The sequence below is a fragment of the Paraburkholderia sp. Ac-20340 genome (genome assembly GCF_017104965.1).
Classification (GTDB): Bacteria; Pseudomonadota; Gammaproteobacteria; order Burkholderiales; family Burkholderiaceae; genus Paraburkholderia.
The window spans coordinates 16,555-29,622 of record NZ_JAAGPR010000041.1 but is presented as its reverse complement, the minus strand read 5'-3'; the positions used below and the strand labels follow the sequence as shown (position 1 = coordinate 29,622).

Here is a 13,068-nt window from a genome sequence, read left to right as displayed (position 1 = left end):
CCGTAGTAATCGCGAGGCCGAACGGGGGCGATTGTCCGTGCGTTCGGCCATTCGATTTTTGGCTGCGTTGTGCGCGTTGACGGCCATGCTGGCGCTGACCGCGTGCGGCAGTTCCGTGGATAAAACGGCGGGCGCGACCGTTCAGGCCGCCAAGCTGGCCGACAGCCTGAAACTGAGCGTCGCGATCGATACCAACGACGCGAGCCAGGCGGGCGTGTCATGCGCGAACCTCGGCGCGGACTGGGCGAGTTGCGCGCGTGGCCGCTTGATCCTCGAAAATCTGGGCTCGGAGCCGATCAAGGCCGGCGGATGGACGCTCTATCTGCACAGCATCCGCCGCGTGCTCGCCATCGATAACGCAGCGATTGTCTGGCGTCACATCACTGGCGATCTGTACGCGCTTTCGCCCGCGCAAGGCGCATTTACGCTCGCGCCGGGACAACGCATCGAAGTGCCGTTCGTGGGCGAGTACTGGTATCGGCGCTATAGCGATTTGCTGCCGCGTGCTTACGTGGTGGTCGAAGGCGCGACGCCCGTCGTCCTCAAGGCGAACAATACCGACGACGAAACCCAGTACGTCGAAAGCCTGCCGCCCAACCCCGATAGCGCGGCCGATTTCACGCAAACGCCCGCGCAAATCCAGCGTGCGCGCGCCGAGGCCGCGGCGCCGTCCGCGCAGCAGGTCGCCGGGCGTGCCGTTCCCGCTGTCCTGCGCGAAGAGAGCGGCGACGGCGATCTGAACGTCGCCGGCGTGGCGCTCTCGTTGCCGGGACTGCAGGCCGGGCAGCTTGCTTCGTTGCAGTCGCGGGCATCGGCGCTTGGGCTGACAGGTACGCCCGTGACCGTGACCGGCCGCATCGTGCCCGCTGCCTTGCCCGCCGACGTGGCCGTGTCGGGCGGTTATCGCCTGACGATCGCGCGCGATGGCGTGAGCATCGACGGCTACGACGCAGCAGGCGTCTACTACGGCGTCCAGACGCTCTTTTCGCTGACGCCTGCAGGCGGCGGTCGCGTGCCCGCGCTGACGATCGAGGATGCGCCGCGCTACACGCATCGCGGCATGATGGTCGATCTCGCGCGCAACTTCCGCCATCCGGCGACGCTGCAGCGCCTCATGGACCAGATGAGCGCCTACAAGCTCAATCGCCTGCACCTGCATCTCTCCGACGACGAAGGCTGGCGCATTCAGATTCCCGGCTTGCCCGAGCTGACCGACATCGGCGGCCAGCGCTGCCATGATCTCGACGAAAACCGCTGTCTCCTGCCGCAACTGGCATCGGGTCCGAACAACGAGTCGGGCGGCGGTTACCTGAGTCGTGCCGATTACGTCGCGCTCGTGCGCTACGCGTCGGATCGCTTTATCGAGGTCATTCCCGAAATCGACATGCCGGCGCACGAGCGTGCCGCCGTGGTGTCGATGGAAGCTCGCTACCGCAAACTACACGCGCAGGGCGACGAACAGGGCGCCAACGAGTACCGGCTGCTGGACCCGCAGGACACGTCGAACATCACGTCGGTGCAGTTCTACGACCGGCGCACGGCGCTCAATCCGTGTTCCGACAGCGCGCGTCGTTTCGCCGGCAAGGTGATTGGCGAAATCGCGGCGATGCATCGCGAAGCCGGCGCGCCGCTATCGGTCTGGCACTTTGGCGGCGACGAGGCGAAGAACATCCTGCTCGGCGCGGGCTTCCAGGCGCTCGACGGCAGCGACGCCGGCAAGGGGCGCATCAATCTCGCCGCGCAGGACAAACCGTGGGCGCGCTCGCCGTGGTGCACCGCCTGGGTCCAGCAAGGCAAGGTCGCTTCTGTCGATGAACTGCCGACGAAGTTCGCGATCGATGTCAGCCAGCTTGTCAGCGCCAATGGCATCGGCGCGATGGCGGCCTGGCAGGACGGCGTGAAGCACGCCAATGGTCCGCAGGACTTCGCTACCGGCAGCGTGATGGTGACGCTCTGGGACACGCTCTACTGGGGCGGCGCGGATACGGTGCAGTCGTGGAGCCAGAAGGGGTATCGCGGCGTGCTCGCCTTGCCGGATTATCTCTACTTCGACTTCCCGTACACGATCGATCCGCACGAGCGCGGCTATTACTGGGGCTCGCACGCGACCGACAGCTTCAAGGTATTCTCGCTCGCACCCGACAACCTGCCGCAGAACGCCGAAATCATGCCCGATCGCGACGGCAAGCCGTTCGAGATCGTGACCACGGGCACGGCGCCGCATATCGAAGGCATGCAGGGGCAGGCGTGGGCCGAGGTGATCCGCAACGACCAGCTGTTCGAGTACATGGTGTATCCGCGTCTGCTCGCGCTGGCCGAACGTTCCTGGCACCGGGCGTCATGGGAGTTGCCGTATCGGGTGGGCGAGCGCTTCAAGCTCGGCGATACCGATAAGGTCGACAAGGCCGCACTGGCGCAGGACTGGGCCGCGTTCATGCGCGTGCTGGAGACGCGCGAGATTGCCAAGCTGCAGCGCACGGGTGCGATCGTGCGTCCGTCGCTCAGACTTTCCAGCAACTAACGGGAAAGAGCGGACAAAAAACGGAGCGCGATCATGCGTCGCGCGATGTCCAGGAAAGCCAGGCCAGCCCTGGCTTTTTTGTTTGCGTCGCGGGAATAAACGCCAGGTGGGCGCGTTTGCCACTCACGGGCGCCGCAGGTGCATGAGTAAAGCCAATCGGCGCCGGTGGTACGATAACGTTCTGCCTTTCCTGGCCTTGGCGCGCACGCGCGCAGCAACGAGGCCGCCTGCCGGAGTTCGTCGTGACCCTCAATGTGATCCCCAGCGTAACCCTGATGCTGACCACCGTGCCCGACGAGGACATCGCCGAAAAGCTCACTGCCGGTGTACTGGCGCAGCGGCTCGCGGCCTGCGTGACGCGTCTGGGCGCGGTGCATTCGCAGTATCACTGGCAGGGCAAGATCGAATCCGGCGACGAGATCCAGTTGCTTTTCAAGACGAGCCTCGCGCGCGCGGCCGAGCTCGAACAGTTCATCCAGACCGAGCATCCCTACGAAACGCCCGAGATTCTTTCGTGGCAGGTCACGGCGTCGAACGCCTATGGCCAGTGGGTTCATGCCGAGACACAGCGTCCCATTCATGTCTAACCGCTTCGATCGGCGCCTGCGCGCCGCGCCGTACGCCCCGTTGCTGGCCTTTCTTGCGTTCATCGCTTGCCTGCTGCCGCTGTTGTTCGGCGCCGCGCCTGCCCACGCCGACGACGATTTCCTGCCGCCCGATCAGGCCTTTACCTTCAGCGCGAGCGAAGAGCCGGGCATGGTCGATGTGCATTTCAAGATCGCTGATGGCTACTACATGTATCGGGAACGTTTCGCCTTTGCGGCGCGCAATGCGGCCAACGGCGGCACGGCCACGCTCGGCGATGCGCAGATCCCGCCCGGCCACGTGAAGTTCGATCCGACCTTCAACAAGAACGTCGAGACCTATCGCAAGGAACTGACGATCCGCGTGCCCGTGAAGGCCGCGAGCGCCGCGTTCGATCTCGCGGTGACCTCGCAGGGTTGCGCCGATGCAGGCATCTGCTATCCGCCTGCCGAACACGTCTACCACGTGAGCGGAGCCGCGTTGCAAGCGGCGGGTGCGCCTCACGGCGCCGCGCCCAGCGTCGCCGCCGACTCCGCCCTGCCGTGGTACGAGCGCGCCACCAGCGCCGATTACGCGCAATCGCTGCTGCAAGGCGGCGGTTTCTTCGCGGTTGTCGGCCTCTACTTCGTCGCGGGCATGGTGCTGAGCCTGCTGCCCTGTTCCTATCCGATGATCCCGATCCTCTCGGCGATCATCGTCGGCGAGGGCGCGCAGGTCACGCGCGCGCGCGGCTTCGCGCTGTCGTTCGTCTACGTGCTCGGCATGGCGCTGGTCTACACCGTGCTCGGCATTGCCGCCGCGCTGGTCGGACAGAGTCTGGGCGCGTGGCTGCAGAATCCGTGGGTGCTGGGCGCTTTCGGCATCCTGCTGACGGCCTTCGCCATGATGCTGATCGCCGGCTACGACATCGCGCTGCCGCAGCGCTGGCAGGACGGCGCCTCGCGCGCGTCGCAGGGCCGCTCGGGCGGCAAGTTCGCCGCCGTTGCGCTGATGGGCGCGCTGTCCGCGCTCGTGGTCGGCGCCTGCATGACCGCGCCGCTCTTCGCCGTGCTCGCGTTCATCGCCCATACGGGCAACGCCGTGCTCGGCGGCGCGGCGCTGTTCGCGATGGGCATCGGTCTTGGCGTGCCGCTGATGATTCTCGGCCTGGGCGCGGGCACGCTGCTGCCGCGCGCGGGCACGTGGATGGACGGCGTGAAGGTGTTCTTCGGCGTGGTGCTGCTGGCGGCGGCGCTGTGGATCGTCTGGCCGGTGCTGGGCGCGACCGCGCAGATGCTGCTGGCCGCGCTCTGGCTGCTGCTGGCGGCCGCCGCGCTGGGCCTGTTCACGCCGAACGCCGGGCCCGCCAATGTCTGGCGCCGGCTCGGCCGCGGCGTGGGCGCGGCATTCGCCATCTGGGCCGCGACGCTGATCGTCGGTCTGGCTGCCGGCTCGGTCGACCCGCTGCGCCCGCTCGCCGTGCTGGCGGCACATGAAGGCGCGGCCGGTGCAGCGCAGACGGCTAGTGCGCCGGCTGATGCATTGAGCTTTGCGCCCGTGCGCTCGTCGGCGCAACTCGACGCGGCGCTCAAGACGGCGGGCAAGCCGTCGATGCTCGACTTCTACGCCGACTGGTGCGTGAGCTGCAAGGAGATGGAGAAGTTCACCTTCAGCGACCCGCGCGTGCAGGCGAAGCTCGCGCAACTGGGCCTGCTGCGCGCCGACGTGACCGCCAACAGCACCGACGATCAGGCGCTGCTCAAACGCTTTGGCCTGTTCGGGCCGCCGGGCATTATTTTCTTCGATACGAAGGGCAACGAAGTGCTGCGCGTGGTCGGCTATGAGAACGCCGATAAATTCCTCGCACGTCTCGATCGCGTGTCCGCAGCGCCGGCATCGTCGGCACCTGCGCCCGATGCCAATGCGCAGACGCCATCTGCATCGGTCGTGCCGTCGCGCGATCTGCTCAAACTGCCGGGAAATCAGTCGTAAATCCGTCGCAATGCGCCCGCGCAAACGAAAAAGGCACGTCTCGCGACGTGCCTTTTTGCATGGCGTATTGCCCGTAAGCGGCGTGCCGCTTACTTCTGCGCGCGCAACAACCGTGCGGCGTCCAGCGCGAAATACGTCAGGATGCCGTCCGCGCCCGCGCGCTTGAACGCGAGCAGCGATTCCATCATCGCCTTGTCGTGATCGAGCCAGCCGTTTTGCGCGGCGGCCTTGAGCATCGCGTATTCGCCGCTGACCTGGTACACGTAGGTCGGGAAGCGGAATTCGTCCTTCACGCGGCGCACGATGTCCAGATACGGCATGCCGGGCTTGACCATCACCATGTCCGCGCCTTCCTCGATGTCGAGGCGCACTTCACGCAGCGCTTCGTCCGAGTTCGCCGGGTCCATCTGGTAGGTCATCTTGTTGCCCTTGCCCAGATTCGAGGCCGAACCCACCGCGTCACGGAACGGACCGTAGAACGCCGAAGCGTACTTGGCCGAGTAGGCCATGATCTTCGTGTGGATGTGGTTCTCGCTTTCGAGCATCTCGCGGATCGCGCCGATACGGCCGTCCATCATGTCCGAAGGCGCGACGATATCGACGCCCGCTTCGGCCTGCGTGCGCGCCTGCGCAACGAGGATCTCGATGGTCTGATCGTTGATGACGTAACCGTTCTCGTCGAGCACGCCGTCCTGGCCGTGGCTCGTGTACGGGTCGAGCGCGACATCGCAGAGCACGCCCAGATCCGGGAAGCGCTTCTTGAGTTCGCGCACGGCACGCGGGATCACGCCGTCGGGGTTGGTCGCCTCGATGCCGTCGGGCGTCTTCAGCGCCGGATCGACGGCGGGGAAGAGCGACAGCACGGGCACGCCCAGTTCGACGCATTGTTCGGCCACGCCCATCAGCAGATCGACCGAAACGCGCTCGACGCCGGGCATCGACGGCACGGCTTCGCGCACGTTTTCGCCCGCGACGACAAACACGGGATAGATCAGATCGTTGGTGGTGAGGAGGTTTTCGCGCATCAGGCGGCGCGAGAAGTCGTCACGGCGCATACGGCGGGGACGATGATGCGGGTAGAAGCTCATGTCGGCGGATTATCTTGAAACAAAACGCGCTTCCGGAGCGCAGGAAACTTTTCAGGACAATGGTATATCATACCGATCGAGCGAGGCGCCTTGCGCCAGACTCCCCGCTTCTCCTCCCTGAGCGGGTGCCTGTCGTTTTTCGATAAGGCTGTTTAGCCCGCCGGCACTTACGGCGGGTTTTTTTATGCGCGGCCAAAAATTGCGTTTTGCATGATATTTGCCTAATTAACAGGCAGATTCGAGACGAGTGCGCGCCGCACGCGACCCGGCTATGTGGGTTTGCGTACGTTTGGAAGCAGAAAGTGGCGGGGGAGTGCGCGAGGCGGCCAGAGTCTGGCCGTGCGCCGGACCGGCGATGGCCCAGGTACGAGCACGCACGGGGCTTCGCGGCCCGATCGCCCCGCCTGAACGGAAGCGACCGGCGCGGCACCGCGCGCGAAGATCAGGACGCGGAAAGGTCCGTTTCGCCGGTATCGGCCTTCGGCGCGATCCAGCTTTCGATGACTTCGTGCGCTTCGTCGAGCCCGACACGCTTGAGCGCCGAGAACAACTGCACGCTCAGCTTGCCTTGATAGCCCTGCTTGCGATATTCGTCGAACTCTTTGTTCGTGTTGCGCAGCGCCAGGACGCTTTCTTGTCGCGTCAATTTGTCGCACTTCGTCAACAGCGCGTGGATCGGCTTACCGGACGGCTCGAACCACTCAATCATACGGCGGTCGAGTTCGGTCAGCGGGCGGCGCGCATCCATCATCAGCACGAGGCCGTTCAGCTGCGCGCGCGTCTGCAGATAGAGCGCGAGCAGTTGCTGCCAGTGCTGCTTGGCCGATTCCGGCACTTCGGCGTAACCGTAGCCGGGCAGGTCGACCAGATAGCCGAGCGGCTCGTCGGCGGGACCGACCGAGAAATAGTTGATGTGCTGCGTGCGGCCCGGCGTCTTGGACGCGAAGGCGAGACGCTTCTGGTTGCACAGCAGATTGATCGCGGTGGATTTGCCTGCGTTCGAGCGCCCGGCGAACGCAACCTCGGGCCGCGCCGTAGCGGGCAGGTCGCGCAGATGATTCACCGTCGTGAAGAAACGGGCTTGATGCAGCAGGAAGGCCATCGTGAGAACCACAGTAGAAAAATACGAGGCGGCAGGTGCGCCAAGCCCGGATGAGCCCGGGAAGGATCTGGAGATATCGGGGGCAGGCCCGACTGGCGCCGTGGCGCCTTGCGCGCTATTGTACAATGCGACGGTTTACTGAATACCCGTGAGGGCGGCGCGGGCCTTCGCAGGTAGAGTGGTCGCTGTCGTAGTTTGCAGAACCTGATTCCCACAAGACGAAACAAGGTGCGCGAATGAATCGACTGAGCAAGTCCTTGAAGGTACTCGAATTTGCGATAGCGGCAGGTCTCACAGCAGGTGTTTCGATGATGGCGATGGCGGCGGACCCGGCGACTCCGGCCAAGCCCGACCTCGCCCGGGGGCAGGCAATTGCCGCGCAGGTCTGCGCGGCCTGTCACGCGGCCGACGGCAACAGCACGGGCGGCGCCTATCCCAAACTGGCGGGCCAGCACGCCGAATATCTCGTCAAACAGCTCAAGGATTTCAAGCCTCAGCCCGGTGGCAAGCCCCCTGCACGTAATAATGCAATTATGTCCGGCTTCGCCAGCGCGCTTTCCGATCAGGATATGATCAACGTCGCTGCCTGGTTCGCCTCGCAGACACCCAAGCCCGGCTTTGCGCGCGACGCGAAGACCGTGCCGGAAGGCCAGAAGATCTGGCGCGCCGGTATCGCCGATAAAGGCGTGCCCGCCTGCGCGGCCTGCCACGGCCCAACCGGCCAGGGCATTCCGATCCAGTACCCGCGCCTTTCGGGCCAGTGGTCGGAATACGTGGTTGCGCAGTTGCAGGCATTCCAGCAAGGCACGCGCAACAATAACGAGCCGATGCGCCAGATCGCGCACCGTCTATCGGATGACGAAATCAAGGCCGTCGCCGATTACGCAGCCGGTTTGCATTGATTCGGCTGTATTGACCCGATATTGACCTGACTCTCGTGTAGAGTCGCGTTGTCTCGAAAAGCGGTCGAAGAACAAGAAAAGGGTGTGGGCGCCGTGCAGATGCGGCGGTCCTGCACCCTTTTTTGCTGTCGTGCCCGTAGTGCATGGCGGCTGGATGGATCAAGAAGCGGAGTTTGAATGAGCGTCACCACGCAGGGTTTGCAGTTGAATGTCCGCCAGAGAGCGGTGAGAAGCGCAATCGAGCTGCTCAGTTCGATGCGCTTTGCCATTGCCCTGCTGGTGGTGCTGGCCATCGCGAGCATCATCGGGACCGTGCTCACGCAGGACGATCCGTACCCGAACTACGTCAATCAGTTCGGTCCGTTCTGGGCCGATATCTTCCGTTCGCTGAGCCTCTACACCGTCTATAGCGCGTGGTGGTTCATGACCATCCTCGGCTTTCTGGTGGTGTCGATCTCGCTGTGCGTGATCCGCAACGGTCCGAAGATGATCGCGGACATGAAGAGCTGGAAGGACAAGGTCCGCGAAGGCAGCCTGCGCGCGTTCCATCACAAGGGTGAATTTTCGCTGGACGACACGAGCCGCGAGGAAACCGCCGCGAAGCTCGGCAAACTCGCGCAGCGCATGGGTTATCGCTTCGTCACGCGCGAAACCGACGGCGCGACGCTGATCGCCGGCAAGCGCGGCGCGCTCACCAAGATCGGCTATATCTTTGCTCACCTGGCGATCGTGGTGATCTGTATCGGCGGGCTGCTCGACAGCAATCTGCCGATCAAATTCCAGATGTGGCTGTTCGACAAGTCGCCGATCCGCAGCAACGCGGTCATCAACGACATCGCGCCCGAGCACCGTCTCTCGCAGTCGAATCCCACGTTCCGCGGCTACGCCTGGGTGCCGGAAGGCCAGTACGTCTCCACGGCCATCCTGAACCAGCCGGACGGCTCGCTGATCCAGGATCTGCCGTTCTCGATCCAGTTGAACAAGTTCATCGTCGATTACTACTCGACGGGCATGCCCAAGCTGTTCGCGAGCGACATCGTCGTGATCGATCACAAGACGGGCAAGCGCGTTCCGGCGCGTATCGAAGTCAACGAGCCGTTCGAGTACGACGGCGTGTCGATCTATCAATCGAGCTTCCAGGACGGCGGCTCGCAGATGCAGATGACCGCCTGGCCGATGAGCGGCGCGAGCACGAAGAGCTTCCCGTTTGGCGGCACCATCGGCAATTCGGCGCCGCTGAAATTGCCGGCGGGCGAGAGCGTGCCGGGCGTCGACGGTCAGACGATCGAATTCGCCGATTTCCGCGCCATCAACGTCGAAAACACCTCGAACGGCAGCGGTCAGAACGATGCGCGCGGCGTCGCGCATCAGAGCCTGAAGGAAGCCTTCGACGAGCGTCTGGGTTCGGGCGCCAAGACGTCGAAGCCGCTCGATCTGCATAACGTCGGGCCGTCGGTGCAGTACAAGGTGCGCGACAAGGACGGCCAGGCGCGCGAGTACAACAACTACATGCTGCCGGTCGACGTGAGCGGCGCGCGCATGTTCCTCGCCGGCATGCGCGAGAACCCGGACGACCCGTTCCGCTACCTGCGCATTCCCGCCGACAGCGGCGGCACCATGAAGGAATGGATGCTGCTGCGCGCCGCATTCGAAGATCCGGCGCTGCGTGCCAAGGCTGCGCATGAATTCGCCGCACGTTCGGTCCCCGATTCGAATCGCGATCTCCAACAACACCTGGAAGACAGCGCATCGCGTGTGCTGACCCTTTTCTCGGGCACCGATCCGTCGATGCAGGGCGCGCCGGGTGTGAACAAATCAGCGCAGATGGGCGGCTTCCAGGCCGTCGCCGCTTTCATCGACAAATCCGTGCCGAAGGAGCAGCAGGAGAAGGCTGCGGGCCTGCTGCTGCGCATGCTGGAAGGCGCGACCTGGGATCTCTGGCAGCTCGCGCGCGCCCAGGCCGGCGAGCCCGCGCTCACGCCGGATGCGCAATCCGCGCGCTTCGTGCAGGACTCGATCAACGCGGTTTCGGACAGTTTCCTGTACGGATCGCCTGTCTATCTACAGCTCGATTCATTCAAGCAGGTGCAAGCTTCGGTATTTCAGTTGACGCGCGCGCCGGGTAAGAAAGTCGTGTATCTTGGCAGCCTGTTGCTCGTGCTCGGCATCTTTTCGATGTTCTACGTGCGCGAGCGCCGTCTGTGGTTCTGGCTGAAGGAACGCAGCGGGACGGACGGTCGTGGCGTCGACGTCATCATGGCGATGTCGACCGCGCGCCGCACGCTCGACTTCGAGAAAGAGTTTGCCCGTACCCGCGACGCGGTTTCGCGCACGCTGGGCGCACAGCCCGGCAGTGCCAGCGAAAGCGACAGCGGGACGGACCGTAACGCTTGATCCACGCGCCTCCACGCGATGCGTGACGCGCACTTTACGGACACTCAAGATCAACCCCGGTAAGCCCATGGACCTGACTCAAGTTTCTTCTACCGCCAAGACCCGCCGCGCCGACCGCGCAGCGGCGACTGCGGCTCAGGACGCGCGCGGCGCGTCCAGTCTCGACGACATCCTCTTCGACGAACGCCCCTTGCTGCGCCGCCTGACGGTGCTCGACTGGGTGTTCGCGCTGGCGATGGTGGCGGGCGCGGCGTTCGCGCTCTCGCGCTACCACGCGCACATGAACTACTACGACAAGCTGGTGCTCTGCGGCACGGTGCCGGCGCTGGTCGTGCTCGGCTGGCGCTGGAAGCCCGCGCGCCTGCTGATGGCCGCGATCGCGGTGATGGCGATTGGCGCGATCCAGATCTATCAGGGCGATCTCGCCCGCGCGGATCAGGCCTTCTTCCTCAAGTATTTCCTCTCCAGCCAGTCGGCCATCCTGTGGATGAGCGCGCTGTTCGTGCTGGCCACGCTGTTCTACTGGATCGGCCTGCTGTCGCGCTCGCCCTCGGGTGGCTCGATCGGCTCGAAGCTCACGTGGGCGGCGGTGCTGATGGGCTTCACCGGCCTGATGGTGCGCTGGTACGAGTCCTACCTGATTGGCGCGGATGTCGGCCATATTCCTATCTCGAACCTGTACGAAGTGTTCGTGCTGTTCAGCCTGATTACGGCGCTGTTCTATCTGTACTACGAGAAGCATTACGGCACGCGTGCGCTCGGCGCCTTCGTGCTGCTCGTGATCAGCGCGGCCGTCGGCTTCCTGATGTGGTACTCGATTTCGCGTGACGCGCAGCAGATCCAGCCGCTCGTGCCCGCGCTGCAAAGCTGGTGGATGAAGATCCACGTGCCGGCGAACTTCATCGGCTATGGCAGCTTTGCGCTTTCGGCGATGGTGGGCGTGGCCTACATCATGAAGGAGCGCGGCGTGCTGGCGGACCGCCTGCCCGAACTCGATGTGCTCGACGACCTCATGTACAAGTCGATCGCCGTCGGCTTCGCGTTCTTCACGATCGCCACGATCCTGGGTGCGCTGTGGGCCGCGCAGGCGTGGGGCGGGTACTGGAGCTGGGACCCGAAAGAAACCTGGGCGCTGATCGTCTGGCTCAACTACGCGGCCTGGCTGCACATGCGCCTGATGAAGGGTCTGCGCGGCGGCGTGGCCGCCTGGTGGGCGCTGACCGGCCTGCTGGTCACGACCTTCGCCTTCCTGGGCGTCAATATGTTCCTGTCGGGTCTGCATAGTTACGGCAAGCTGTAACCGGATCGCCTCACCGAACGAACTAACCGCCGGATGCCTCGTGCACCGGCGGTTTTTTTTCGTGCTGGCGGGAAGGATTCCAGATTGCTCGCGTTAGCCTGCATGACGGACTCCAAAACGCGGCGCAGCGATCAAGGCGCGGTGGCGGCGGGGCCAGACTTCAGGAGCATCGACATGTGGATCAAGCGCAGCAGCACGATCATCCTCAACGGCGACGATATCGCCGCGCACGAGATCACGCCGCAAAAAGTGTTCGAACAGCGGCGGCGTTTCATGAAGGCAGCGGGCGCGCTGGCGCTCGGCGGCATGGGCGCGGGCCTGGGTCTGTTCGATCCGCGCGACGCCTTCGCCGAATACGCCTCGCCCGACGCCAAAGCGATGAAACTGGCCGCGAAGACCAACGCGAAATTCGTCGCGCTCGACAAGGCCACGCCGTTCAAGGACGTCACGACCTATAACAACTTCTACGAGTTCGGCACCGACAAGGCCGACCCGGCGCAGAACGCGCACACGCTGCGTCCGCGCCCGTGGAAGGTGAGCGTGGAAGGCGAGATCAAGAACCCCAAGGTCTACGATATCGACGACATCCTCAAGCTCGCGCCGCTCGAAGAGCGCGTGTACCGGCACCGCTGTGTGGAAGGCTGGTCGATGGTGATTCCGTGGATCGGCATCTCGCTGTCCGAGCTGATCAAGCGCGCGCAGCCCACCGGCAACGCGAAATACGTGCAGTTCATCACGCTCGCCGACCGCTCGCAGATGCCGGGTCTCGCCGAGCCGATTCTCGACTGGCCGTACTCCGAAGGCCTGCGCATGGACGAGGCGATGAACCCGCTCACGCTGCTCACCGTCGGGCTGTACGGGCAGGTGCTGCCGAACCAGAACGGCGCGCCCGTGCGCATGGTGCTGCCGTGGAAATACGGGTTCAAGAGCGCGAAGTCGCTGGTAAAGATCCGCTTTGTCGAGAAGCAGCCGCCGACGAGCTGGAACACCTACGCGTCGAACGAATACGGCTTCTTCTCGAACGTGAATCCGAACGTCGATCACCCGCGCTGGAGCCAGGCGACCGAGCGGCGGATCGGCGAGGACGGCTTTTTCACGCCCAAGCGCAAGACGCTGATGTTCAACGGTTATGGCGATCTGGTGGCGTCGATGTATCAGGGCATGGATCTGCGCAGGAACTTCTGACCGGCGAGTGCAAGAGGAAA

General features: G+C 64.3%; 9 protein-coding genes. 7 read left to right on the top strand and 2 right to left on the bottom strand.

The genetic code is table 11. The features are described from left to right. Nucleotides 1-85: 85 nt before the first annotated feature. The 3 genes from G3N59_RS32505 (at nt 86) to dsbD (ending at nt 5,077) form a co-directional block, all read left to right on the top strand. The gene (locus tag G3N59_RS32505) at nt 86-2,521 is read left to right on the top strand and encodes a family 20 glycosylhydrolase (RefSeq protein WP_205986953.1); all 2,436 of its coding nucleotides are present in this window, start codon (nt 86-88) and stop codon (nt 2,519-2,521) included. Between the two features lie 275 nt (nt 2,522-2,796). Next, nucleotides 2,797-3,108 (top strand): divalent-cation tolerance protein CutA, encoded by a 312-nt coding sequence (gene cutA / locus G3N59_RS32500; RefSeq protein WP_205986978.1) that lies wholly within the window; start codon nt 2,797-2,799, stop codon nt 3,106-3,108. Beyond that, nucleotides 3,101-5,077, top strand: a complete 1,977-nt coding sequence (gene dsbD, locus G3N59_RS32495; protein ID WP_205986952.1) for a protein-disulfide reductase DsbD — start codon at nt 3,101-3,103, stop codon at nt 5,075-5,077. Before cutA ends, dsbD begins: the two co-directional genes overlap by 8 nt. Before the next feature lie 89 nt (nt 5,078-5,166). Here dsbD and hemB read toward each other — a convergent pair whose 3' ends face one another. Together hemB and yihA are read right to left on the bottom strand one after the other, a co-directional pair. Next, the gene (hemB, locus tag G3N59_RS32490; RefSeq protein ID WP_205986951.1) at nt 5,167-6,165 is read right to left on the bottom strand and encodes a porphobilinogen synthase; all 999 of its coding nucleotides are present in this window, start codon (nt 6,163-6,165) and stop codon (nt 5,167-5,169) included. 442 nt (nt 6,166-6,607) lie between these two features. Then, nucleotides 6,608-7,267: a ribosome biogenesis GTP-binding protein YihA/YsxC gene (yihA, locus tag G3N59_RS32485; RefSeq protein ID WP_205986950.1), complete on the bottom strand. Its 660-nt coding sequence runs from the start codon at nt 7,265-7,267 to the stop codon at nt 6,608-6,610. A gap of 236 nt (nt 7,268-7,503) precedes the next feature. Here yihA and G3N59_RS32480 point away from each other — a divergent pair, with 236 nt between their 5' ends. From G3N59_RS32480 to msrP, 4 genes are all read left to right on the top strand, one after another. Further along, complete coding sequence (locus G3N59_RS32480; RefSeq protein ID WP_205986949.1) at nt 7,504-8,169, top strand: c-type cytochrome; 666 nt, start codon at nt 7,504-7,506, stop codon at nt 8,167-8,169. A 177-nt stretch (nt 8,170-8,346) separates the two neighbouring features. Next, nucleotides 8,347-10,563 (top strand): cytochrome c biogenesis protein ResB, encoded by a 2,217-nt coding sequence (locus tag G3N59_RS32475; protein ID WP_205986948.1) that lies wholly within the window; start codon nt 8,347-8,349, stop codon nt 10,561-10,563. A 67-nt stretch (nt 10,564-10,630) separates the two neighbouring features. Beyond that, nucleotides 10,631-11,863, top strand: a complete 1,233-nt coding sequence (gene ccsB, locus G3N59_RS32470) for a c-type cytochrome biogenesis protein CcsB (RefSeq protein ID WP_205986947.1) — start codon at nt 10,631-10,633, stop codon at nt 11,861-11,863. Between the two features lie 174 nt (nt 11,864-12,037). After that, nucleotides 12,038-13,048 carry a protein-methionine-sulfoxide reductase catalytic subunit MsrP gene (gene msrP / locus G3N59_RS32465; protein WP_205986977.1) on the top strand — a complete coding sequence of 337 codons (1,011 nt, stop codon included), beginning with the start codon at nt 12,038-12,040 and terminating at the stop codon, nt 13,046-13,048. Nucleotides 13,049-13,068 lie beyond the last annotated feature (20 nt).

Bases quoted from the DNA above. Each gene is read 5' to 3' on its own strand.
- cutA (WP_205986978.1), top strand. From the start codon at position 2,797: ATGCTGACCACCGTGCCCGACGAGGACATCGCCGAAAAGCTCACTGCC.
- G3N59_RS32505 (WP_205986953.1), top strand. From the start codon at position 86: ATGCTGGCGCTGACCGCGTGCGGCAGTTCCGTGGATAAAACGGCGGGC.
- ccsB (WP_205986947.1), top strand. From the start codon at position 10,631: ATGGACCTGACTCAAGTTTCTTCTACCGCCAAGACCCGCCGCGCCGAC.
- yihA (WP_205986950.1), bottom strand. From the start codon at position 7,267: ATGGCCTTCCTGCTGCATCAAGCCCGTTTCTTCACGACGGTGAATCAT.
- msrP (WP_205986977.1), top strand. From the start codon at position 12,038: ATGTGGATCAAGCGCAGCAGCACGATCATCCTCAACGGCGACGATATC.
- hemB (WP_205986951.1), bottom strand. From the start codon at position 6,165: ATGAGCTTCTACCCGCATCATCGTCCCCGCCGTATGCGCCGTGACGAC.
- G3N59_RS32475 (WP_205986948.1), top strand. From the start codon at position 8,347: ATGAGCGTCACCACGCAGGGTTTGCAGTTGAATGTCCGCCAGAGAGCG.
- dsbD (WP_205986952.1), top strand. From the start codon at position 3,101: ATGTCTAACCGCTTCGATCGGCGCCTGCGCGCCGCGCCGTACGCCCCG.
- G3N59_RS32480 (WP_205986949.1), top strand. From the start codon at position 7,504: ATGAATCGACTGAGCAAGTCCTTGAAGGTACTCGAATTTGCGATAGCG.